This is a genomic window from Streptomyces sp. PL-25 (assembly GCF_058344915.1).
In genome coordinates this window covers 704023-726636 of the sequence record NZ_CP136997.1, presented here as the reverse complement: position 1 = coordinate 726636, position 22614 = coordinate 704023, and the positions used below count along the sequence as shown (strand labels likewise).

Below are 22614 nucleotides of genomic sequence, written 5' to 3'. Positions count from 1 at the left end.
GCGGTCGGCATTGCCGAACGACAGTCCTGAGCGGGGCAAACAGGACTAATATCGCCCCATGGCCGGACCCGTCCAGTCGATCGAACGAGCCGCGGCGATCCTGCGCCTCCTCGCCGGAGGGCCCCGCAGGCTGGGGCTCGGCGAAGTGGCGTCCTCCCTCGGGCTGGCCAAGGGAACCGCTCACGGCATCCTGCGCACCCTTCAGCACGTGGACTTCGTCGAGCAGGACGAGACCACCGGAAAATACCAGCTCGGAGCGGCACTGCTGCATCTGGGTACCAGTTACCTCGACGTCAACGAACTCCGCTCGCGCGCCATCAACTGGGCCGACGCCCTGGCCGCCCGCAGCGGTGAGGCGGTCCGGCTGGGCACCCCGCTGGAGGGCCAGGTCCTGATCATCCACCATGTGTTCCGGCCCGACGACACCCTCCAGACCCTGGACGTGGGCGCGCTGCTGCCGCTGCACGCCTCCTCGCTGGGCAAGGTCCTGCTGGCCTTCGGCGCGGCCACCCTCGGCCCGCTGCCCGCGGACGGACTGGCCGCCTACACCCGGCACACCCTCGTGGACCGCGCGGATCTGGACCGGGCGCTCGTCGCGATCCGCGAGGTCGGCTGGGGGGCCGAGGTGCAGGAGATGGCCATGGGGGACGCCGGGGTCGCCGCTCCCATCCGCGGGCACGGCGGCCTCGTGGTGGGCGCCGTCTGCCTCTCCGGCCCGGTCGAACGGATCTGCGATCCCAGGGGCACGCCGCGGCCCGCGCTGGTCGCCCTGCTCCGGGAGGCCGCGCGGGCGATCTCCCGGGACCTGGGGGCGGCCCGCTGGTAGATCCGGGCAGGTCTCCGTGCGAGGCCGCCGCAGACGGCCCGGCAGGACCCGCACCCGCGCGACGCATCGGAAGGCAGGCCCGACCATGGTTGACCGGTATGTGATGTCCATCGACCAGGGCACCACGTCCACGCGGTGCATCCTGTTCGACCGCCGCGGACGGCTGTGCTCGGTCGCCCAGCGGGAACACCAGCAGTACTTCCCGCGGCCCGGCTGGGTCGAGCACGACGCCGTGGAGATCTGGCGCAACGTCCAGCGCGTCGTCCCCGAGGCGCTGGAGAGCGCCGGGGCCGACGCGGGCATGATCGCCGCCATCGGCATCGCCAACCAGCGGGAGACGACGGTGCTGTGGGACCGCGGGACCGGCGAGCCGCTGGGCCGGGCCGTCGTCTGGCAGGACACCCGCACGGCACCGCTGGTCGACGCGCTCCGCGACCGGCCCGGCGACGAGTTCTTCCTCGACCGCTGCGGCCTGCCCCCCTCCACCTACTTCTCCGCGCCCCGCATCCGCTGGCTCTTCGACCACACGGAGGGCCTGGAGGAGCGCGCCCGCAGCGGCGAGGTGCTGTTCGGCACGATGGAGAGCTGGCTGATCTGGAACCTCACCGGCGGCACCGACGGCGGTCTGCACATCACCGACCCCACCAACGCCGGGCGCACCATGCTCGTCAACATCCGCACCCTGACCTGGGACCCGGAACTGCTCGACTTCTTCGGCGTCCCGCGCGCCCTGCTGCCCGAGATCCGCTCCTCCGCCGAGAGCTACGGCGAGGCCCGCGCGCTGCTCCCCGGCGTCCGCATCACCGCCGCGCTCGGCGACCAGCAGGCCGCCCTGTTCGGCCAGACCTGCTTCTCGCCCGGCGAGGCCAAGTGCACCTACGGCACCGGCAGCTTCCTGCTCATGAACACCGGCACCGACCTGGTCCGCTCCCGCCACGGCCTGCTCACCACCGTCGCCTACAAGATCGCGGGCGAGCCCACCGTCTACGCCCTCGAAGGGCCCATGGCCGTCACCGGCTCCCTGGTGCAGTGGTTCCGCGACCGGCTCGGCCTGATCGGCAGCGCCCCCGAGATCGAGACGCTGGCCCGCACGGTGGAGGACAACGGCGGCTGCTACATCGTCCCCGCGTTCTCCGGCCTGTTCGCGCCCCACTGGCGCAGCGACGCCCGGGGAGTCGTCGTCGGCCTCACGTCGTACATCACCAAGGGCCATCTGGCCCGCGCCGTGCTGGAGGCGACCGCCTGGCAGACCCGGGAGGTCGTCGACGCCATGAACGCCGACTCCGGGCTCGCGCTGCGCCGGCTCAAGGTGGACGGCGGCATGACCTCCGACCATCTGCTGATGCAGCTGCTCGCCGATGTGCTCGACGTGCCGGTGGTGCGGCCCCTGGTGGCCGAGACGGTCTCGCTCGGCGCGGCCTACGCCGCGGGACTCGCCGTCGGCTACTGGTCCGACCTGGAGGTCCTGCGCGACAACTGGCACCGGGCCGGCCAGTGGCTGCCGGCCATGGACCCCGAGCGGCGTGCCTGGGAGTACGAGAGCTGGCAGCGGGCCGTCGAGCGGTCCCTCGACTGGGTCCGCCCCCGCGGCGACACCCGCTGACCCGCCCGGCCCGCCCGCCGCGGCCGGTCCCCGCCGGATGCGGCGCATCGGCACGCCGCGCGTGGTTACCCGGAGGCTCCGGGGTTCGGAAGTGAGCCCCCCTGGGCTCTCCGCGCCACAGCTCGCGGAGAGCCCTCGTGCACGCCGTGGGGGGAGTCGCCGTGCGGGCCGGAGACGAGGCCGTCGCGGGGGGCCGTGCGGACCGGAGGCGAGGCCGTCGCGGGGGGCCGTGCGGACCGGAGGCGAGGCCGTCGGGGGCCTCCCGTGCGACCCGAGGCGGAGAAGGGTGAGGCGTTCCCGTGCGGGCCGGAGGTGAGAAGGGCGGGGCGGGACGGTTGCGCGGGGGCTGGTCGGGTACGCGAGCAGAACCGTGCCGGGGCCGCCGCGCCCCGCCGGATCCCCGACCGATCACCGCCGCGACCAGGGAACCCGCCATGGAGACACCCGCGAACGACAACACCGCCACGCCCGCCCAGCAGGCGCTGGACGTGCTCGCCGAGAACGCCGAGGACACCGGGGCACTGGACACACTGGCCGGCAGCGACGTGCTGGTTCCCGTGCCGGACGACGTGAGCGACGAGGACGCCACCGATCCCTCGGCGGTGGCGCTGCCCGTCCTGGAACAGCCGGGCGGGGTGCCCGTGGTCCCGGTGTTCACCTCGGAACTGGAGATGTCCGAGCTGCTGCCCTTCATCTCCCGCTACCGGCTGGTGCCCCTGGGCGCCCTCGCGTCCCAGTGGCCCGCCGACGATCTGTCGCTCACGATAGACGCCAGCTCGCCGCACGGTCTGACGCTCACCTCGGAAGGGGTGCGCACCCTGCTGGGCACCCGGGCCTGACCCCGGGGGCCCGGCGGCCGGCGCTCACGCGTCCTGGACGAGTCCGACGAGGTTGCCGTCGGGGTCCTTGACCGAGGCGATGCTCCGGCCGCCGCCCACCTCCTGCACGTCCTGGAGCAGCTCGCCGCCCGCCGCCAGCAGGGCCGCGAGCCGCTCCCGGATGTCGTCCACGTGCCAGTACGGCACCGGACTCGTCATGCCCTTGGCGTGGCCGCTCGGATCGAGACCGATGTCCTGGCCGGCCGCCTTGAAACCGACGTAGTAGGGCTCGTCGGCGTACGGCTCGACCCCCAGCAGCGCGCGGAACAGCGGCTTGGCCCGCTCGAGGTCCTTGACGGGGTAGATGATCGTCCTGAGTCCTTCGGTCATGGTGTGCTCCTCGGTGTCGGCCGGACCCGGCGGGTGCGGCGGTGGTTCCACCGTAGGGCGGGGGAGCGCGCACGACTTCTTGGATCCTGACCGATTGCTCCGGGCGCGCGCGCCCGCCCCCACCACACCATGTGCACCTCGCGCGCGCCCCTCGTGTGCCGTATGCGCCGCCCCCGCGCGACCGCGCTCCCGCACACCGCGTCCGCGCGACCGGCCCCCTTCCCGCGCCGTACTCGCACCCCCCGCGCACCAGCCGGTACCGGCCAAGGGCCCCCGACTCCCGGACGCGGCGACCGGGCCCGCGCCACAGTGGGAGACGCCGGCGACGGGACCGGCCGACCGACAGGAGGCGGAGATGCTGCGGACTCCCGCCGGCCGGGCGACCCGGCTGCTGGTCCTGGAGTGGCTGAAGGCCCCGGCGGAGCACGGCGCGACCGCGCGCTCGGTCGCCGCCGCCCTCGGCGTCCCCCGGCGCACCGCCGAGGCGCACCTCGCCCTCCTCGCCGACCTCGGCCTGCTGCGCACCCGACGGGCCGGCCGCCGCACGTACTACCGGCGCGACGAGATCCGTATCGCCGAGGTGGCCCGGCTGTTCGAGACGGGCTGGTGACCGCGGCGTCCCGGACGGGTGCGCGCGGGCCGGGACGCTAGGGTGATGCCCGGCCTCTTCCGGCCGGTGCGGGCCCCCTCCGCACCGCCGCCGCGCGCGAACGGCTCGATTTGGGAAGCTCCGGGGCCGTACGTCACCGGGATTTCACCTTGGCGTAGTAAGAGTGTCTGCGACGCACGAGCGTCTACAGCACTGTCGACCAACACATTCCCAGAACTGGATCCCATGAGCGCCATCTCCGTCGGTCAGGCCGTCGTCCTCGGAGTCGTCGAGGGGGTGACCGAGTTCCTCCCCGTGTCCTCCACCGGCCACCTCAAGATCGCCGAGGGGCTCATGGACATCCCCGTGGACGACAGCTCCGTCGTCGGGTTCTCCGCCGTCATCCAGGTCGGCGCCATCGCCGCCGTGCTCGTGTACTTCTTCAAGGACATCGTGCGGATCGTCTCCGCCTGGTTCCGCGGCCTGACCGACCGCGAGGAGCGCTACCACCATGACTACAAGTTCGCCTGGTGGGTGATCTACGCGACCATCCCGATCGTCGTGGTCGGCCTGGCCGCCAAGCCGCTGATCGACGGGCCGCTCGGCTCGCTGTGGGTGGTCGCGGGCTCGCTGATCGCCGGCAGCGGGGTGATGTGGTGCGCCGACCAGATGGGACGGCACAAGCGCGGCGAGGACGACACCTCCTTCAAGGACGCGATGCTGGTCGGCGCCTCCCAGATCCTCGCCCTGCTCTTCCCCGGCTTCTCCCGCTCCGGCGCCACCATGTCCACCGCGCTCATCCTCGACCTGGACCGGGTCGCCGCCACCCGGCTCTCCTTCTTCCTGGGCATCCCCGCGCTGACCGGCGCCGGGATCTACGAGCTGAAGGACGCCCTGGGCGCCGGGGTGGGCGCGGCGCCGCTGGCCGTCGGCACGGTCGTCTCCTTCGTCGTCGCCTACGCCTCCATCGCCTGGCTGCTCAAGTTCGTCGCCAAGCACTCCTTCAACGCCTTCGTCCTCTACCGGATCGTCATCGGCGTGCTGCTCTTCGGCCTGCTGGGCGCGGGCGTTCTGAACGCCTGAGCCGTCCGCACCGGCCGGACCGCCCGACGGGCCGCCCGTCGGGCGGCCCGTCGGTGCGGACGGTCGCGGGGCGCGGCGGGCGGGCGGCGGCTTGACAGCTCCGTACCGCGCGCCGGACCATCGCAGGGTGAACCTGTCAGACAGCCAGACAGGTGGGTCGGTGCCCCGGCGCGTCAGCGCCATGGAGGCGGTGCTCACCCACCTGCGCGGCGCCATCGAGCGCGGCGCCTACGCCGTCGGCGACAAGCTCCCCTCCGAGGCGGAGCTGTGCCGCACGCTCGGCGTCTCCCGGCCCGTGCTGCGCGAGGCCCTGCGCGCCCTGCAGACGATGGGTCTGACCGTGTCACGGACCGGCAGGGGCACCTTCGTCGTCGCCCGCTCGGTGGAGGACCCCACCTTCGGCGACTACGCGGCCAGCGACCTCATGGAGGTGCGCCGGCACATCGAGATCCCGGTCGCCGGCTACGCCGCCCGGCGGCGCACCCCCGAGGACGTCGAGCGCCTGACCGGCCTGCTGGAGCGCATGGAGCGGGAGACCGACACGACCGCGTGGGTCGCGCTGGACACCCTGTTCCACCTGTCCGTCGCGCAGGCGGCCCGCAATCCGGTCTTCCGGCGCGTCATCGAGGAGATCCGGGACGCCCTGGCCCGCCAGTCGGCCTTCCTCAACGAACTGGGCGGGCGCCGCGAGCACTCCGACCGCGAGCACCGCGCCCTGGTCGAGGCCCTGGCCGAGGGCAGCGAGGAGGCCGCGGTGCGGGCCATGTCCCACCACCTCGACCGCGTCGAGACGACCCTCACCGACATCGTGCGCTCCGCACCCACGCCCACCGGGGCCGACGCGTGAACCCCACGCAGGCCGTGCCCTCCACCCACCAGTGATCCAGGCAGTGATGTACAGCAGCTTCCCCGCCGAGGCCCCCCTCGTCCGCGAACCCCGCCACGTCCCCGTCGCCCACCTCGTGCGCGGCGGAGTGATCGAGGGCGTCCACCACGGCTCCGTCGTCGTCCTCGACGCCGGCGGCCGGGTCTCCTTCGAGCTCGGCGACCCCGGGGCGGCCTTCTACCCGCGTTCGGCGATCAAGCCCGTCCAGGCCGTCGCCATGGTGCGCGCCGGGCTCCCGCTGGAGGGCGAACTGCTCTCGCTGGCCGCCGCCAGCCACTCCGGCGAGGAGCGCCACCTCGCCGGGACCCGGCGGATCCTGGAACTGGCCGGACTCACCGAGGACGATCTGCGCAACGTCCCCGACCTGCCCTTCGACCCGGTCGTCCGGGACGCCTGGGTGCGCGAGGGCCGGCTGCCCTCCCGGCTCGCCCAGAACTGCTCGGGCAAGCACGCGGCCATGCTCTACACCTGCCGCCTCAACGGCTGGTCGCTCGACGACTACCTGGACCCGGCCCACCCCCTCCAGCAGGCCATCGCCGAGATCGTCGAGGACCTGACCGGGCAGCGCGTCGCGCGGGTCACCGTCGACGGCTGCGGCGCCCCGCTGTTCGCGGTCTCGCTGGAGGGCCTGGCCCGTGCCGCCGCCCGGATCACCACCGCGGTCGCGGACACGCCCGAGGCACGTGTGGCCGACGCGATGCGCGAGCACGCCGAGATGGCGTCGGGCTCGGGCCGGGACGTGGCCGCGCTGATGCGGGCCGTGCCCGGCCTGCTCGCCAAGGACGGCTTCGAGGGCGTCCAGGTCGCCGCGCTGCCCGACGGCCGGGCCGTCGCCGTGAAGATCGCCGACGGCGCGAACCGGGCCCGGATACCGGTCGCCGCCACCGCCCTCGTCCGGGCCGGTGTCGACCCGGCCCTGCTCACCGAGTTCGCGGGCGAGACGCTGCTCGGCGGCGGCGTGCCGGTGGGCCGGGTGCGCCCCGTACGGGCGCTGGACCCGGACCCGGCTCCCGACCCGCTCACGGCCTGCGCCTGACCGGGACCGGCCTGACCGGCCGGAGGTCTGCGGGGACGGTAAGAGGGGGCCCGCACGAGGGCGCCGGAACGCGGCGGTCGTCCGGCCGGTTCCACCGGTCCTCGTCAGCCGCGTACGAGCCGCCGGGCCCTGCGGCGCAGGCCCAGCAGCACCGCTCCCGCGCCCAGGCCCGCGGCTCCCGCGATGGCGCCGTCGCGTGCCCAGTCCTCCTCGGCGGCGGCGGGGGCCGCCGGCGGCGGGGCGGCGGCCGGGTGGGGGAGTACGCTCCGCGCCTCGTGCGCCACCGGGCGCAGCCCGTCGAGCGAACCGACCGGATCGACGTGTCCGGCGGCGTCGAAGCCCCAGTCGAGCAGGGCGCGCGCCTCCTCGTACACCTCGAAGCCCTCGCCCTCCTGAGGGTTCATCACCGTCACGATCAGGGTGCGCCGGCCGTGGTGGGCCGCGGCGACCAGGGTGTTGCCCGCGTTGCTGGTGTAGCCGTTCTTGATGCCGATGAGGCCGGGGTACGGTTCCACGCCGTCGGCGCCGGTGAGCAGCCGGTTGGTGTTCGCGATCTCGAAGGTGCTGCCGCCGTTGCCGGGGAAGGCGGTCTCCACCGTCGAGCAGTAGCGGGCGAAATCCGGGTTGCGCAGCCCGGCGCGTCCGAACACCGCCAGGTCGTACGCGGAGGAGACCTGGCCGTCGGCGTCGTAGCCGTCGGGGGAGACGACGTAGGTGTCCATGGCGCCCAGCGTGCGGGCCTTGGCCTGCATCTGCCGGGCGGTCTGGGTCCAGCCGCCGTTGAGCGCGGCGAGCACGTGCACGGCGTCGTTGCCGGAGTTGAGGAAGACACCGTGCCACAGGTCGGACACCCGGTAGGTGTGTCCCTCGACCACCCCGACCAGGCTGCTGCCCTCGCCGATCCCGGCCAGCTCCCTGGCGCTGACGGTGTGCTGGATGCCGCTGGGGAAGGAGGGCAGCACGGTCAGCGCGAACAGCGTCTTCAGCGTGCTGGCGGGCGGGAGTTGCTCGTGGGCGTTGTGCGCGGCGAGGACTTCGCCGGTGCCCGCGTCGGCCACCACCCAGGACAGCGCGGAGACGTCGGGCGTCTCCGGCGCGCCGGAGCGGAGGCGGACCTGCGTGCCCTCGCGCCGGAGCAGGGCGGGCTGCGGCACCGTCGCGCTCGGCCGCCCCTGCGCCCCGGGATCCGTGCCGGCCCGGCCCTCCGCCGCGACCGGCGAGGTCACTATGAGCATGCCCGCCGCACAGACAGCGCAGGTCGATACGGCAGCCCGAAGAGAGAATCCGATCGTCATATCGCAAACGTAGGGACGGTTCGGCACAGGCGTGACCTTGCCGGGGGCCGAACGAGGCGACGAGCACTCGGATGCCCTAGCTGCCACGGCCGTTCGGGTCGGGGGCCGTACGGCGAAGGGGGCCGTACGGTGGAAGGGGCCGTTCAGTCGTTCGGCAGCGTCGGCTGGACCTGGCGCAGGAACGCGGCGTTGTCCGGTGTCCGGCGCAGCCGCTCCAGCAGGGTCTCCAGACCCGACTGGCCCTCGCGGCCCAGCAGGACCCTGCGCAGCCCCCGGGTGGCCGTCAGCTCGCCCGGGTTCAGGAGGAGTTCCTCGCGGCGGGTGCCGGATGCCTGGATGTCGACGGCCGGATGGATGCGGCGGGTGGCGAGTTCGCGGTTCAGCCGCAGCTCCATGTTGCCGGTGCTCTTCAGCTCCTCGAAGAAGAACTCGTCGGCGCGAGAGCCCGTCTCCACCAGTGCGGTGGCCAGGATGGTGAGCGAACCGCCCTCCTCCGCCAGCCGCGCGGCCCCGAACAGCCGCTTGGGCCCGTGCAGCGCGCTCGCGTCCACGCCGCCGCTGAGGGTGCGGCCGCCCGAGGCGGCGGCGTTGTTGTGGGCCCGGCACAGCCGGGTCAGGGAGTCGAGCAGGAGGACGACGTCCTCACCGGCCTCCACCAGGCGCTTGGCCCGTTCCACGACGAGTTCGGCGAGCGCGATGTGCTGCTTGGGCGTCCGGTCGAACGTGGAGGCGTAGACCTCGCCGTGCACCGAGCGCACCATGTCGGTGACCTCCTCGGGCCGTTCGTCCAGCAGGAGGACCATCAGCCGGCACTCGGGGTGGTTGCCGGCGACGGCGGCGGCGACCTGCTGGAGCAGCACCGTCTTGCCGGTCCTGGGCGGGGCCACGATCAGTCCGCGCTGCCCCTTGCCCACAGGCGCGATCAGGTCCGCCACCCGGCCGGTGAGACCGGCGGCCGGGTGTTCGAAGCGGAGCCGCTCGCGCGGGTGCAGGGGCGTCAGGTCGTGGAATCCGCGGCGGTCGCGCAGCTCGCCGGGGGCGCGGCCGTTCACCCGGGCGATGCCGGTGACGGTGTGCTGCGCCCCCTGTACGGCGTCGACCAGATCGCCCTTGCGCAGGCCGTGGCGGCGGATCAGGGCGGCGGGGAGCTGGGGATCGGCGGGCAGGGGCAGGAGGTCGGGGCCGCGCAGACGGCCCTTTCCGCCGGACTCGATGTCCAGGACACCGGTGACGAGCCGGGCGGCCGCTGCGGGCCGCTCGCCCACCGGGGGATGGTCGAGGGTGACGGTCATGGGCGGTGGTCCTTTCACGGACGGGGACGGGAGGGCACGGAAAGTGCGGTAAGGGACGGGTGGTGCGGGAAGGGACGGGTGGTGCGGGAAGGAGAAGAGCCACGCGGAAAGGTGCCGGGCACGGCCCGGACACCGCGGGCGGAACCACCACCCCGGTCCGGGGACCGGCCGGCGCGCGCTGCGCGCTGCCCGGTGGCCCACGAGATGGCGGCGGGAAGCTGAGGAGCCGGATGCGACAACCGAACGGCGTACGCCTCGGAGCATCAGCTGAGATGAGAAAGGTGGAGAAATCGCACCGGCGCCCACGGAACGGGGGCGAGACTCAGGTGCTTCTGGCAAGGTAACACGCCCGCTTCCGTCTGGCCACCCCCGCACCGTACGAGTGCCGAGGGGCGGGTGACGGGTACCGGCCCCGCCCGGCGGCGGTCCGGGACCGCGCCCGGGGCACTACGCTGACGTGGATGTTCAGCCCGGAAGGTCCCACGGTCCGTGAACTCGTCGTACAGGCGCTGTCCTCCGTCGAGCGTGGGTACGACCTGCTCGCGCCCAAGTTCGACCACACTCCCTTCCGTACCCCGGACGCGGTGCTGGACGCCGTGGGGTCCGTGCTGGAGCGGACCGGGCCGTACAGCGACGGACTCGACCTGTGCTGCGGCACCGGTGCCGGGCTCGATGTGCTGCGGCGGGTGTGCCGCACCTCTGTGACCGGGGTCGACTTCAGCGCGGGCATGCTCGCCGTCGCCCGGCGGCACGCCGGGCGGGCCACCGAAGCAGGTGCCGCCGAAGCAGGAGCCACCGGCGCGGGGGGCTCCGGCGTGGGGGACGCCGGTCCCCGGGTCTCCTGGGTGCGCGGTGACGCGCGTGCCCTGCCGTTCACCGCGGCCTTCGACCTCGTCGTCAGCCTCGGCGCGCTCGGTCACTTCGTCCCGGCCGAACTGCCCCTGCTCTTCGGGCGGGTGGGTGCCGTGCTGCGGCCCGGCGGGGTCTTCGCGCTGCCGGTGTTCGCGCCGCCCCCGCCGCGTTCGCGGGCGTTCTGGACGCTGCTCGGGTTCGACGCGGTGATGCGGGTGCGCAACGCCGTGTGGCGGCCGCCGTTCGTGATGTACTACCGCGCGTTCCGCTTCGGCGACGTGCTGGGCGAGTTGGAGGGGGCCGGGTTCCGTCCGGAACTGCACGCGCTGCCCGGATTCGGCCGGCGCGCCGACGGCAGCCCACGGGCGCGGTTGATCGCGGCCCGTCGGCTGCCCTGAGACGGATGACCGCCCCGGGACGGGCGGCTGCCCCGAGGCGGAAGGTTTCCTCTGGGCGGACGCGTCACGGCTGACGGCGCGGGGCGTGCAGCCGGGGTGGCTCAGCCCGCCGCCGGCAGCGTGAACTCGTAGACGAGCGCGTCCTGTCGGGCGTCCACCACGAGGTCGGTGATCTCCAGGATGCGGGCGTACTGGTCGTGGACGCGGCGGGTCACGCGCACCGAGGGGCCGTCCGCTAGCCGGGTGATCGTGTCCCGGTGGTGCAGCGTCAGACCCGCCCGGCGCATCCAGTCGTAGGTACGGCGGAGTTGGGCGGCGCACGAGCCGTCGGCACGGTCGCGGTAGCGGGCCAGTTCGTCCACCTCGGCGAGCGCCACGGCGGAAAACGATGTCACCGCCGTACGCAGTCCGGAGCCGTCGGCCGTCGCCGAGCGGTAGCGGTGCACGAGGGTCGGGCGCAGCGGCGCGATCCCCAGTTCCGCCGCGTGCTCCGGCGGCGGGGTCTCCCAGGCCACGGTGGCCCGGTCGCAGGCGTCGGGGGCGGCGGAGCGGGCCCCCACCGGGAAGTCCAGGTACGTGGACGACTCGACGGGCAGTCCGGTCAGGGTGGCATGGGTGCCGCGCCGGTCGGTGCTGACGAGCCCGTCGCGCCGCAGCACCTCCAGCGCCTGGCGCACGGTCTCCCGGCTGACCCGGAAGTGCGCGGCCAAGTGGCGTTCGCTCGGCAGCCGTTCGCCGGGCGAAATGGTGCCGGCGCGCAGTTCGCCGAGCAGTTGGGTGGCGATTCTCCAGTAGAGGGGCCGTCCCTCGCTCGCTCCTTCGGTCGTGGGCCGGTGGTGGGGGGTGGTGCGGGCCATGCCGCGCCTCCTGTTGATGACGTACGGTAGCCGTGTGGGCTCATTGCGCCACCACATCTACCATTGGTCTAAACCAGTCGGAAGATGGTTCGCGCAGTTCGACCGAAATCCGCCCACGCCGACCTTTTATCGCTGCCCCGACGGGTCCTGGGGAGGGCCCGCTCGGGCATGTCGGGCCCGCTCATGCGCCTGTCCGCGGCCGGTTCGGCGGGGCGGCCTTCCAGTGCGGGGGGCACGGGTCCGTCACGAAGGCGGCGTCGTACGCCCCCACCGTGTCCAGCCCCGTGCCGACCGGTCCGAAGCGGACGCCGAGGCCGGGCGCGCGGAGTTCGTCGAGCGGGGGGTCGAACCATGACATCGGCGCCGCCGGGGGGAAGAGACGTACAAACGATGATCACAGCGTACGGGGCGTGCCGGAAGCACCTACGGGCAGGATCACGCCATCGGTGCGCTGGGGGTGGGCTGAACTCGCGTACGGCGGTGCTCGGTTCGGATCCGTGGCGGGCGCGTCGACCGGATCGGGAGGGTCGGCCTCCACCGGTGCCCGCAGGGCCCGCCGGCCACCGGGAACACGCCGCCCATCGTGACGGCCGCGTGAACTCCGCGCCCGGACCCGCACCGCCGGGAATAGCCGTCCGGTGATCCTCCTTGCAGGTGGCGTGCCGGCCGCGGTCGCCTCCGCGACCGGTGATGCGCAGACGGCGAAGGAGAGTGGGAGCGATGGCGAAGGCGTACGTCTTCACCCGGTACGGCGGCCCGGAGACCGGGGCGCTGGTGGACATCGACCGGCCCCGGCCCGGTCCCGGTCAGATCCTGGTCGCGGTGCGCGCGGCCGGGGTGAACCCGGTCGACTGGAAGCTGCGCGACGGATTCCGCCGTCCCGGCGACACCGGCGAGCCGGTCTTCCCGATCGTCTTCGGCAGCGAGGCGTCCGGCGTGGTCGAGGAGGTCGGCGAGGGCGTCACCGGCTTCGTCCCCGGCGACGAGGTCTTCGGCAACGCGGCGGGCGGCTACGCGCAGTACACCCTGCTGTCCGCCGCGGTGACCGCGCACAAGCCCGCCGGACTCTCCTTCACCGACGCGGCCACGCTGCCCGTCGCGGCGGCCACGGCCTACGACGGCCTGCGCCAGCTCGCCCTGCCGGCCGGGGCGACCGTGCTGGTCACGGGCGCGGGCGGCGGAGTCGGCTCGGCGGCCCTCCAGATCGCCCGCGCCTTCGGGCTGCGCGCCGTGGGCGTGGCGAGCGAGGGCAAGAAGGACTTCGTCGAGTCGCTCGGCGCGGTGCACGTGGCCTCCGGGCCCGGCTGGGCCGGGCGCGCCCGGACGGCCGTGCCGGACGGTGCCGACGCCGTCTACGACCTGATCGGCGGCGAGGTGCTGAAGGACGCGGCGGGCCTCCTGGCCGACCGCCGCAGGCTGATCACCGCCGGAGCGCCGCCGCAGGAGGTCGAGGCGCTGGGCGGGGAGTGGGTGCGGCGCGCCCGGACCGCCGCCGTCCTGGACGAGCTGGCGGGCCTGGTGGTCCGCGGCACCCTGGACCCGCACGTCACCCTGACCTTCCCGCTGGAGCGGGCCGAGGAGGCGCTGCGCGCCGTGGAGGACGGGCACGCCCGCGGCAAGGTCGTGATCGAGGTCGCCGCGTGAGCGCGCACGGCAGCGCGGCACCCGCCGGGACCGGCGGACACGTCCTGGACAACCCGGCCCTGGCCGCCCTGACCGGACCGCACGCGCATCTGGCCGAGCGGCGCGGCCGGGTGCTGCGCTATCCCGTGGACGTCTCGCCCTGGCTGGCGCTGCCCGACGAGCCCGACGACGCCGACTGGGCCGACCTCGCCGCGCTGGCCGGGCCGGGTTCCGAGGTCCCGCTGCCCGGGTTCCGGGGCGAGGTCCCGGCCGACTGGGAGATCACCTTCCAGGTCGAGGGCGTGCAACTGGTGGACGACGGCCTGGCCGCCGCCCCCGACCCGGAGGCGGTCCGCCTCGGCCCCGCCGACGTACCGGAGATGCTCGCCCTGATCGCCCGCACCGAGCCGGGCCCGTTCCTGCCGCGGACCATCGAACTCGGCACCTACCTGGGCATACGCCGGGACGGGGCGCTCGTCGCGATGGCGGGGGAGCGGCTGCGCCCGCCCGGGTACACGGAGATCAGCGCGGTGTGCACGGACCCCGCCCACCGGGGCCAGGGCCTGGCGAGCCGGCTGGTCCTGGCCGTCGCCCACGGCATCCGCGAACGCGGCGACATCCCCTTCCTGCACACGGGCGCGCAGAACACCGGCGCCATCCGGCTGTACGAGTCCCTGGGCTTCCGGCTGCGGCGGCGCACCGCCTTCCTCGCGGCCCGCACCCCGGAGCGGCTGGGCGAGGGCAGGGCGGCCGTGCCGGTGGGCTAGGCCCGGCCGCCGGGCTGGGTCCGGTCGCGGTCACGTCCTGCCGTCCGGGCCGCAGCCGTTCCCGGCCCCGCCCGCCAGTCGCAAGCCGTTCCCGCCCCCGTCCGCCGCCGGTTCAGCCGGCGGCGGGCGGGGTCCAGCCGTTGTAGCGGGTGAGGTAGTCCGCGAACCGCCGCAGGTCCTCCTCCGGCCAGTCGGCCAGCCGCTCCCGGAACGCCGCCCGGCGGCTATCGGTCACCTGGAGGAGGAGCTGCCGTCCGGCGTCCGTGAGCTGAAGCACCTGGACCCGGTGGTCCTCGGGGTCCAGGAGCCGTTCGATCAGCCCGGTGCGTTCCAGCGCGGCGACCTGGCGGCTGACCGTGGACTTGTCCAGGGCGTAGTGCGCGGCCAGATCGGTGGCACGGCAGCCGCCGCGCTCCTCCAGATGCCCGAGCAGCGTGTACGACACCAGGGACAGCTCCGGGTGCATGCGGCCCGCCGACGCCCTGGCCCGCCGGGCGAACACGGTCATCTCGCGCTGGATGGTCTCCACCGCGCTCTCCGGCTCCTGTGCTGCTGTCACGGAATTCCTCCCCGTCCGACTCTGGTTGTATAGTACAACTGAAATGAGAGTTGTAATTGCCAACCATTGGAGGATGGGAGCGATGAGGTCGCCCGCGCTGCGCCATGTGCTCATCCACCTGGTCACCCCGCTGCTGATGTGCCTGGGCATGGGGCTCGCCTACATGGGCGCCTTCGTGACCCCGGAGCCCCACCATCTGCCCGTCGCGGTCGTCGGCACCGGCCCGCAGGCCAAGGTGTTCGCCCAGACGGTCAAGGACGCGGCGGGCGACCGGCTCGACGTCCGCACGGTCGGCAGCCGAGAGCGGGCCGTCGCCCTGCTCACGTCACGCGACGTCGACGGCGCCTATGTGCCCGGCACCGGCACCGGCACCGGTGCTCACACCGGCTCCGGCCCCGGCGGCGCCGGGGCCCCGGAGCTGATCGTGGCGAGCGCCGGGTCCGACATGAGCGCCACCGCCGTCGAGAAGGTCTTCACCCCCGTCGCGGCGCGGCAGGGACTGCCGCTGAAGGTGACCGACGTGGTGCGGCCCTCCCCGCACGACCCCACGGGCCAGGGCCTGTTCTTCCTGCTGGTCGCGCTGAGCATCGGCTCGTACGCCTCCGTCGCCGCCCTCGGTGCCGCGGGCGCCGCGCTCCCGATGCGGGTCCGCGCCCTGCTCACGGTCGCGGTGTCCGCGGTGGTCGCCGGTCTCGGCGCCCTGCTGGCGGGCCCCGTCTTCCACCTCGCACCGCACGGCCTCGCCGGGGTCTGGGGCATGGCCTGGCTCTACTCGGCGGGCATCCTCTTCATCGGCGTCGGCCTGCACACGTTCCTCAAGCGCTGGACCACGCTCACCATGATGGTGCTGTTCGTGATGCTCAACTTCACTAGCTCCGGCGGCCTGTTCCGGCCCGAGCTGCAGAACGGCTTCTTCGGCACCCTGCACGCCTTCTGGAACGGCGCCGGATTCGTGGAGGGCACCCGCAGCCTGCTCTACTTCGGCGGCGACGGCCTCGGCCGCCACCTGTGGACGCTGGCGGGCTGGCTGCTGCTCGGCCTGGCGGTCACCGCGCTCGCCGCGGCGTACGAGCGGCTGACCGCGCCCGGCTCCCGGGGCGCCCACGCGGCCGGCGGCCCCCACGGCGCCGCCGCAGCCGCCCTGCCCGCCGCGGCCGCCGGCCGGGAGGCCGCCGCGGACACCGTCGAGGCGGAGGCTGAGGCGGAGGCCGAGGAGACGGTCGCCGTCTGAGGCGTGGGGTAGGGTGACTGCGGCCGTGGACGTTCCCGGCCGTGGGAGACCGAGGAGGTGAGACCCATTACCGCTCTGTCAGGTCGGGTGCTCTCCTCCCACCGGGGCGCGGACCACCGTCGGTAGGTGACCGCGGGAGCACCCTTCGGCTCCCGAAAGGTCTCGGCTCTCCATGCCTGAACTTCCCCTCCCGTCCGACCCGTTGCCCGCGCCGCCGCATCGACGCGCCGCGGTGGCCGCCGCGTTGCGCGCGGCCGGCTGTGTGTTCGCCGAGGACGAGGCGGAGTTGATCCTCGCCACCGCCCGCACCCCGCGCGAGGTCACCGCGCTCGTCGAACGGCGCGCCGCCGGACTGCCGCTCGAACACGTCCTGGGCTGGGCGCTCTTCCACGGTCTGCGCGTCGCCGTGGAACCGGGGGTCTTCGTGCCCCGCCGCCGTACCGAGTTCCTGGTCGACGAGGCCGTGGCCCAGGTGCCGGACGCGTCCGTCGTGGTGGATCTGTGCTGCGGCTCGGGCGCGGTGGGCACCGCGCTGGCCGGTCTGCTCGGCCCCGTCGAACTGCACGCCGCCGACATCGACCCCGCGGCGGTGCGCTGCGCCCGCCGCAACATCGCCCCGGCGGGCGGCCGGGTGCACCACGGCGACCTGTACGCGGCGCTCCCTGCGGACCTGCGAGGACGCGTGGACGTCCTCGCCGCCAATGTGCCCTACGTCCCCACCGGCGAGGTGCCCCTGCTCCCGTCCGAGGCCCGCGACCACGAACCCCCGGCCGCCCTCGACGGCGGCGCCGACGGCCTCGACGTCCTGCGCCGCGTCGCCGCCGGGGCCCCGGACTGGCTCGCCCCGGGCGGCTGCCTCCTGGTCGAGACGAGCGAACGCCAGGCCCCGGCCGCCCTGACCGCGTTCACCGCCGCCGGTCTCACCCCGCGCCTGACCACGTCGGAGGAGCTGTACGCCCATGTGGTGGTGGGCACGCGGCAGCGCTGAACCCGGCGCCCGGCAGTGCGCGGAAGCCGGACCCGGAGCCGTGGTCCAGCTCAAGCCTGCCCCGGCGTCTGGGCGCGGGCGACGAGCAGGGCCACGTCGTCGTGGTTGTCCGGCTGGCGGAGTTCGCGCAGGAGGAGGTCGCACAGTTCCTCCAGGGGGCGCGGGGTGTCGTCCAGGAGGGACAGGAGCAGGTCCAGGCGCTCGTCCAGGGGGTGGCGGCGGGTCTCGACCAGGCCGTCGGTGTAGAGGACCAGGAGATCGCCGGGTTCGAGGCCGACGGTGGTGGTGGAGAAGGTGACGCCCCCGACGCCGAGCGGCACCCCGGTGGGCAGCTCCAGCAGTTCCGGCGCGCGGGCCCGGCCGGATGCGGGCGGGCGGCAGGTGCCCGGCGTTGGCGATCCGGCACTGGCGCAGCCGGGGATCGTGGACGGCGTACAGACAGGTGGCGATGGAGTGGTCCAGACCGTCGGTGATGCGGTCCAGGTGCTCCAGCAGGCGCGCCGGGTCGAGGTCGAGGGAGGCCAGGGCCTTGGTGGCGGTGCGCAGCCGCCCCATCGTCGCCGCCGCGCCGATGCCGCTGCCCATGACGTCACCGACGACCAGGGCCGTCTTGTCGTCCTCCAGGGGGATCACGTCGAACCAGTCGCCGCCGACCTCGGTGGTGGCCCCGGCCGGCTGGTAGCGGGAGGCGACCTCCAGGCCGCCGGTGACGGACGGGTGGTGGGGCAGCAGGCTGCGCTGGAGGGTCAGCGCGGTGTCGCGGGCGTTCTGGTACCAGCGCGCGTTGTCGATCTGCACGGCCGCCCGCGCGGCCAGCTCCCGGGCCAGCAGTACGTCGTCCGCGCTGAAGGGGTGCGGATCGCGGGTGCGTTTGAGGTCCAGGGCGCCCAGCACCTCACCGCGCGCGATCAGCGGCACGGCCAGGTAGGAGTGCACACCGGCCCGGCTCAGCAGCACGGCGGCCTCGGGGGAGCGGGCGATGTACGCGAGGTCCTCGTCCTTGACCTCGGCCACCAGCACCGGCTCTCCGGTGCGCACGCACCGGGTGACCAGGCGGTCGGGGCCGTAGCGCGCGATCTGGCCGGGCGGATCGGCGGCCTCCAGGGCGTCCGCGGCGTGGTCGGCCCGCACCGCGAGGGCGCGGATCACCGCGGCCTCGGCGGGCCCCAGCTTGCTGTGCCGGCCCGCGACGACCGCTTCCAGGAGGTCGACGGCCGCGACGTCCGCCAGTTCCGGTACGGCGACGTCGGCCAGCTCCCGTGCCGTGCGGTCCAGGTCCAGGGTGGTGCCGATCCGGGCCGAGGCGTCGGCGATCAGGGCGAGGCGCCGCCGGGCCGCCTCCGCCTCGATGCCGGCCCGGTGCTGCTCGGTGACGTCCACCACGGACACCGCCACGCCCAGCACGGTGCCCACCGCGTCCTCCAGCCGGTACATCGACACCGACCAGGCGTGGTCGGTGTCCGGGTCCGCCGGTGTCCGGCCGACGCCGAAGACGTCGACGAGGGACCGCCCCGTCTCCAGCACCTGCCGCGCCGCCGACTCCACCGCCTCGGCGTCCACCTCCGCCAGCACCTCGGGGACCCGCCGCCCGATGTGCTCCTCGGCGCTGACGCCGTCGATCCGCTCCAGGGCCGGATTGACCGACACGTAGCGCAGCCGGGTGTCCAGGACCGCCAGGCCGATCGGGGACTGCGAGACGATCCGCGCCGACAGCGCCACGTCCCGCTCCAGGCGCCGTACGGTCGACTGGTCGGCCGCGAGTCCCAGCGCGTAGACGTCCCCCCGGTCGTCCAGCAGACGCATGTTGCGGAACTCCACCAGACGGGTGCTGCCGTCCTTGTGCCGGACGGGAAAGGCGCCCGCCCAGCTCCGGCCGGTGCGCAGCACGTCGGCGAAGAGCTTGACGACCACCTCCAGGTGCTCCTCGTGGACCATGATCCGGGCGGCGAACTGGCCGAGCGCCTCCTGCGCGGCGTAACCGAACAGCTCCTCGGCCTGCGGGCTCCACAGCACGATGCGCCCCTCGGCGTCCAGCACGACCGAGGCCACGCGCAGCACGTCCAGCAGCCCGCTCGGCTGCACCGGGCCGGAGACCGGCTCGTCGCCCTCGGCCAGGGGGACCCCGGCTCCCGTCATCCCACGCACCGCCTTCGCCCGTTCACGCGGCTCGCCGTCCCGGTGCCGGCACACCCCGTTGTACCGTGCTCCCGCTCCCGTCCGAGAGGGTCCGTCGCTACCTTCCACCATCTCTCAACACCCGGCAGGTCGTCCCGCCGAATCCGCCGCAAGGAGTGCGGGTGGAGCGCCGCTCGCGGGGAACTCCGGTGCCGTGAAGCGGCGCGGCCACGAGAGGAGCGATCACGATGGACACCGAGCGAGAGCACCCCGAATCCGTCTCGCTGGAGCTGAGCGGATGCAGCAAGGAGGACGCCCGGACCGTGTTCGACGCCCTGTGCGCCTGTTACACGTCCGACCGGTGCACGGACGACGTGCCCCGTGAGTTCCACGAGGTACGGCCGACGGTGTGGCTCGGCACCTTCGAGGTGGCCGAGTCCCCCAAGGCGGAGTGCGCTCCCACGCGCCTTGAGGCGTCCGTCACGGCGGACGCGCAGGGCGGCTACCGGGCGATCGACCACTTCCGTACGACGCTGGACTCCCTGTTCACGGTCCAGGACCTGGCCACGGCCTCCGGTGACCAGGAGCGGGAGCTGCACGTCCGGCTGGAGAGCCGCTGAGGGCGCCCGGTCCGAGGACAGGGAGATCAGAGAGACCAGAAACAAGGCGGAGAAAGCGACGGTCCTGCACCCGTCCGGGTGAGGGCGCCCCGGCGGGTGCCGTACGCCATCTCCTTGTGCAACTAGTTGCATAAAGCGCTCGGGGTCCTCTACAACTAGCGGGTACGCCACCACGCACGGAGGGCCCGATGAGCCGTTACCCGCACCTGCTGAGCCCGCTGGACCTGGGCTTCACCACCCTGCCCAACCGCGTCCTCATGGGGTCCATGCACATCGGCCTGGAGGAGGCCGAGTGCGGCTTCGCGCGGATGGCGGAGTTCTACGCCGCCCGCGCGCGCGGCGGGGTCGGGCTCATCGTCACCGGCGGCATCGCGCCCAACGACGAGGGGCGCCCCTACGAGGGCGGCGCCACGCTCACCACCGAGGCGGAGGCCGACCGGCACACCGAGGTGACCGCCGCCGTGCACCGCGAGGGCGGCCGGATCGCCCTCCAGATCCTGCACTTCGGCCGGTACGCCTACCACCGCGACCTGGTGGCTCCGAGTCCCCTCCAGGCACCCATCAGCCCGTACGTGCCCCGCGAGCTGAGCGACGCCGACGTCGAGCGGACCGTCGGCGACTACGTCCGTACCGCGCTCCTGGCCCGCCGGGCCGGGTACGACGGCGTGGAGATCATGGGCTCCGAGGGCTATCTCGTCAACGAGTTCGTCGCCGCCCGCACCAACCACCGCACCGACCGCTGGGGCGGCACTTACGAGAACCGCATGCGCTTCCCGGTCGAGATCGTCCGCCGGGTGCGCGAGGCGGTCGGCGAGGACTTCATCGTCGTCTACCGGCTGTCCATGCTGGACCTGGTGCCCCACGGCTCGTCCCTGGACGAGGTGATCGCCCTGGCGAAGGCCGTCGAGGCGGCCGGCGCCACCCTCATCAACACCGGCATCGGCTGGCACGAGGCCCGCATCCCCACCATCGCCACCTCCGTGCCGCGCGGCGCCTACACCTGGGTGACGAAGAAGCTCATGGGCGCGGTCTCCGTCCCGCTCGTCACCACCAACCGCATCAACACCCCCGAACTCGCCGAACGGCTGCTCGCCGACGGCACGGCCGACATGGTGTCCATGGCCCGCCCGATGCTCGCCGACCCGGACTTCGTCGCCAAGGCCGCCGCCGGGACACCCGAGGCCATCAACACCTGCATCGGCTGCAACCAGGCCTGCCTCGACCACACCTTCAGCGGGCAGATCACCTCCTGCCTGGTCAACCCGCGCGCCTGCCACGAGACGGAACTCGTGCTCGCCCCGACCCGGCTGCGCAAGCGCGTCGCCGTCGTCGGCGCCGGACCCGCGGGCCTGGCCTGCGCGGTGGCGGCGGCCGAACGCGGCCACCAGGTCACCCTGTTCGACGCGGCGAGCGGGATCGGCGGCCAGCTCGACGTCGCCCGCAGGGTCCCCGGCAAGCAGGAGTTCGACGAGACCCTGCGCTACTTCCGCCACCGGCTCGCCGCGCTCGGCGTCGACGTACGGCTGGACACCCGGGTGGGCGCGGCCGACCTCGCCGGGTACGACGAGATCGCCGTGGCCACCGGGGTCACCCCGCGCATCCCCGACATCCCCGGCGTCGACCACCCCAGCGTCGTCGGCTACCTCGACGTGCTCCGGGGCCTCGCCCCGGTCGGCGAGCGGGTGGCGATCCTCGGCGCGGGCGGCATCGGCTTCGACGTCGCCGAGTTCCTGACGGACCGCGGCGAGCGGACGCACGAGGACCCGGCGGCGTACTTCCGCGCCTGGGGTGTCGACACGGACTACCGCGCACCCGGCGGCCTCGCCGCGCCCGCCCGCCCGAAGGCGCCGCGCACCGTCCACCTGCTCCAGCGCAAGACGACCAAGGTCGGCGCGGGCCTGGGCCGCACCACCGGCTGGATCCACCGCACCGAACTGCGCCACCGGGGCGTCACCATGGTGCCGGGCGTGCGCTACGACCGGATCGACGACGCAGGGCTGCACCTCACCGTCGACGGCGCGAGCCGTGTCCTGGAGGTCGACACGATCGTGCTGTGCACCGGGCAGGAGCCGCGCCGCGACCTGTACGAGGAACTGCTCGCCGCCGGACGCGCCGCGCATCTGATCGGCGGCGCCGACGTGGCCGCCGAACTGGACGCCAAGCGCGCCGTCAAGCAGGGCACCGAACTGGCCGCGGCCCTGTAGGGCGCCCGTAAGGCGTCCCTAGGATGACCGCATGTCACTGCCGCACGCCATCCTCACCGCCCTGCTGGAGAAGCCGTCGTCGGGGCTGGAGCTGACGCGCCGCTTCGACCGGTCGATCGGCTACTTCTGGTCGGCGACGCACCAGCAGATCTACCGCGAACTGGGAAAGCTGGAGGCGGACGGTCTGATCCGGGCGCTGCCGTCCGCCCAGCCGGCCCGCGGGCAGAAGAAGAGCTACGAGGTGCTGCCGGCCGGCCGCGCGGAACTGGCCCGCTGGACGGCGGCGGCCCAGGAGCCCAGGCCGCAGCGGGACGCGCTGCTGCTGCGGCTGCGCGCCGCCGCGGTGGTCGGCACGGCGGGTATCGAGGACGATCTCAGACGCCATCTGGAGGCGCACGAGCGGCAGTTGGCGGAGTACCGGGAGATCGAGGAGCGTGACTTCCCGCCTGGCAGGGACAGCTCCGAGGACCGGCTGCGGCACCTGGTGCTGCGCGCCGGGATCGACCTGGAGACCTTCTGGACCCAGTGGCTCGGGCACGCCCTGGCGGAGTTCGCCGAACTGCCCGACGGCGGCTGAGGGCG

General features: G+C 73.9%; 20 protein-coding genes and 1 pseudogene. 15 read left to right on the top strand and 6 right to left on the bottom strand.

Features of this window, described 5'->3' with window-relative positions:
- Positions 1–58 precede the first annotated feature (58 nt).
- The 3 genes from R4Z62_RS03140 to R4Z62_RS03130 all read left to right on the top strand — a co-directional run bounded on the left by R4Z62_RS03140 (position 59) and on the right by R4Z62_RS03130 (position 3268).
- A complete protein-coding gene (locus tag R4Z62_RS03140; RefSeq protein ID WP_491519058.1) occupies positions 59–826 on the top strand; it encodes an IclR family transcriptional regulator in 768 nt (255 codons plus the stop codon).
- A gap of 85 nt (positions 827–911) precedes the next feature.
- A complete protein-coding gene (glpK, locus tag R4Z62_RS03135; RefSeq protein WP_491519057.1) occupies positions 912–2429 on the top strand; it encodes a glycerol kinase GlpK in 1518 nt (505 codons plus the stop codon).
- 434 nt (positions 2430–2863) lie between these two features.
- Complete coding sequence (locus tag R4Z62_RS03130) at positions 2864–3268, top strand: SseB family protein (protein WP_018570864.1); 405 nt, start codon at positions 2864–2866, stop codon at positions 3266–3268.
- A 24-nt stretch (positions 3269–3292) separates the two neighbouring features.
- On the opposite strand, the gene R4Z62_RS03125 is transcribed toward R4Z62_RS03130, so the two are convergent.
- Positions 3293–3637, bottom strand: a complete 345-nt coding sequence (locus R4Z62_RS03125) for a VOC family protein (protein WP_491519056.1) — start codon at positions 3635–3637, stop codon at positions 3293–3295.
- A 355-nt stretch (positions 3638–3992) separates the two neighbouring features.
- On the opposite strand from R4Z62_RS03125, the gene R4Z62_RS03120 reads away from it, so the two are divergent.
- The 4 genes from R4Z62_RS03120 (at position 3993) to R4Z62_RS03105 (ending at position 7231) form a co-directional block, all read left to right on the top strand.
- Complete coding sequence (locus R4Z62_RS03120) at positions 3993–4247, top strand: helix-turn-helix domain-containing protein (protein WP_064531284.1); 255 nt, start codon at positions 3993–3995, stop codon at positions 4245–4247.
- A gap of 225 nt (positions 4248–4472) precedes the next feature.
- A complete protein-coding gene (locus R4Z62_RS03115; protein ID WP_064531283.1) occupies positions 4473–5309 on the top strand; it encodes an undecaprenyl-diphosphate phosphatase in 837 nt (278 codons plus the stop codon).
- 127 nt (positions 5310–5436) lie between these two features.
- Positions 5437–6156, top strand: a complete 720-nt coding sequence (locus R4Z62_RS03110) for a FadR/GntR family transcriptional regulator (RefSeq protein ID WP_079158814.1) — start codon at positions 5437–5439, stop codon at positions 6154–6156.
- A 46-nt stretch (positions 6157–6202) separates the two neighbouring features.
- Entirely contained in the window at positions 6203–7231 is a 1029-nt protein-coding gene (locus R4Z62_RS03105) for an asparaginase (RefSeq protein WP_064531282.1), read from the top strand.
- Positions 7232–7335: 104 nt separating this feature from the next.
- Here R4Z62_RS03105 and R4Z62_RS03100 read toward each other — a convergent pair whose 3' ends face one another.
- Both R4Z62_RS03100 and rho read right to left on the bottom strand, forming a co-directional pair.
- Positions 7336–8526 carry a D-alanyl-D-alanine carboxypeptidase family protein gene (locus R4Z62_RS03100; protein WP_382847586.1) on the bottom strand — a complete coding sequence of 397 codons (1191 nt, stop codon included), beginning with the start codon at positions 8524–8526 and terminating at the stop codon, positions 7336–7338.
- Positions 8527–8669: 143 nt separating this feature from the next.
- The gene (rho, locus tag R4Z62_RS03095) at positions 8670–9818 is read right to left on the bottom strand and encodes a transcription termination factor Rho (RefSeq protein ID WP_355485611.1); all 1149 of its coding nucleotides are present in this window, start codon (positions 9816–9818) and stop codon (positions 8670–8672) included.
- A 461-nt stretch (positions 9819–10279) separates the two neighbouring features.
- Here rho and R4Z62_RS03090 point away from each other — a divergent pair, with 461 nt between their 5' ends.
- On the top strand, positions 10280–11068 hold the full coding sequence (locus tag R4Z62_RS03090) for a class I SAM-dependent methyltransferase (RefSeq protein ID WP_491519055.1): 789 nt from the start codon (positions 10280–10282) through the stop codon (positions 11066–11068).
- A gap of 101 nt (positions 11069–11169) precedes the next feature.
- On the opposite strand, the gene R4Z62_RS03085 is transcribed toward R4Z62_RS03090, so the two are convergent.
- Entirely contained in the window at positions 11170–11925 is a 756-nt protein-coding gene (locus R4Z62_RS03085; protein WP_491519054.1) for a GntR family transcriptional regulator, read from the bottom strand.
- Positions 11926–12645: 720 nt separating this feature from the next.
- Between R4Z62_RS03085 and R4Z62_RS03080 the strand changes: the two genes are divergently transcribed.
- Together R4Z62_RS03080 and R4Z62_RS03075 are read left to right on the top strand one after the other, a co-directional pair.
- On the top strand, positions 12646–13569 hold the full coding sequence (locus tag R4Z62_RS03080) for an NADP-dependent oxidoreductase (RefSeq protein ID WP_491519053.1): 924 nt from the start codon (positions 12646–12648) through the stop codon (positions 13567–13569).
- Positions 13566–14315, top strand: coding sequence for a GNAT family N-acetyltransferase (locus R4Z62_RS03075; RefSeq protein WP_491519052.1), 750 nt, complete (start codon positions 13566–13568; stop codon positions 14313–14315). Before R4Z62_RS03080 ends, R4Z62_RS03075 begins: the two co-directional genes overlap by 4 nt.
- A 112-nt stretch (positions 14316–14427) precedes the next feature.
- Here the strand turns inward: R4Z62_RS03075 and R4Z62_RS03070 are convergent, their stop codons facing one another.
- Complete coding sequence (locus R4Z62_RS03070) at positions 14428–14823, bottom strand: MarR family winged helix-turn-helix transcriptional regulator (RefSeq protein WP_355485183.1); 396 nt, start codon at positions 14821–14823, stop codon at positions 14428–14430.
- Positions 14824–14956: 133 nt separating this feature from the next.
- Here R4Z62_RS03070 and R4Z62_RS03065 point away from each other — a divergent pair, with 133 nt between their 5' ends.
- Together R4Z62_RS03065 and R4Z62_RS03060 are read left to right on the top strand one after the other, a co-directional pair.
- Positions 14957–16105 (top strand): ABC-2 transporter permease, encoded by a 1149-nt coding sequence (locus R4Z62_RS03065; RefSeq protein WP_491521830.1) that lies wholly within the window; start codon positions 14957–14959, stop codon positions 16103–16105.
- 172 nt (positions 16106–16277) lie between these two features.
- Positions 16278–17093: a putative protein N(5)-glutamine methyltransferase gene (locus R4Z62_RS03060; protein ID WP_491519051.1), complete on the top strand. Its 816-nt coding sequence runs from the start codon at positions 16278–16280 to the stop codon at positions 17091–17093.
- A 50-nt stretch (positions 17094–17143) separates the two neighbouring features.
- On the opposite strand, the pseudogene R4Z62_RS03055 reads toward R4Z62_RS03060, so the two are convergent.
- Positions 17144–19229: pseudogene (locus R4Z62_RS03055) on the bottom strand (SpoIIE family protein phosphatase).
- A 227-nt stretch (positions 19230–19456) separates the two neighbouring features.
- Between R4Z62_RS03055 and R4Z62_RS03050 the strand changes: the two are divergent.
- The 3 genes from R4Z62_RS03050 to R4Z62_RS03040 all read left to right on the top strand — a co-directional run bounded on the left by R4Z62_RS03050 (position 19457) and on the right by R4Z62_RS03040 (position 22609).
- Positions 19457–19828 (top strand): hypothetical protein, encoded by a 372-nt coding sequence (locus R4Z62_RS03050; RefSeq protein WP_064531273.1) that lies wholly within the window; start codon positions 19457–19459, stop codon positions 19826–19828.
- A 188-nt stretch (positions 19829–20016) separates the two neighbouring features.
- Entirely contained in the window at positions 20017–22032 is a 2016-nt protein-coding gene (locus R4Z62_RS03045) for an oxidoreductase (protein ID WP_491519050.1), read from the top strand.
- A 31-nt stretch (positions 22033–22063) separates the two neighbouring features.
- Positions 22064–22609 carry a PadR family transcriptional regulator gene (locus R4Z62_RS03040; protein WP_064531271.1) on the top strand — a complete coding sequence of 182 codons (546 nt, stop codon included), beginning with the start codon at positions 22064–22066 and terminating at the stop codon, positions 22607–22609.
- The last annotated feature ends 5 nt before the right edge of the window (positions 22610–22614 follow it).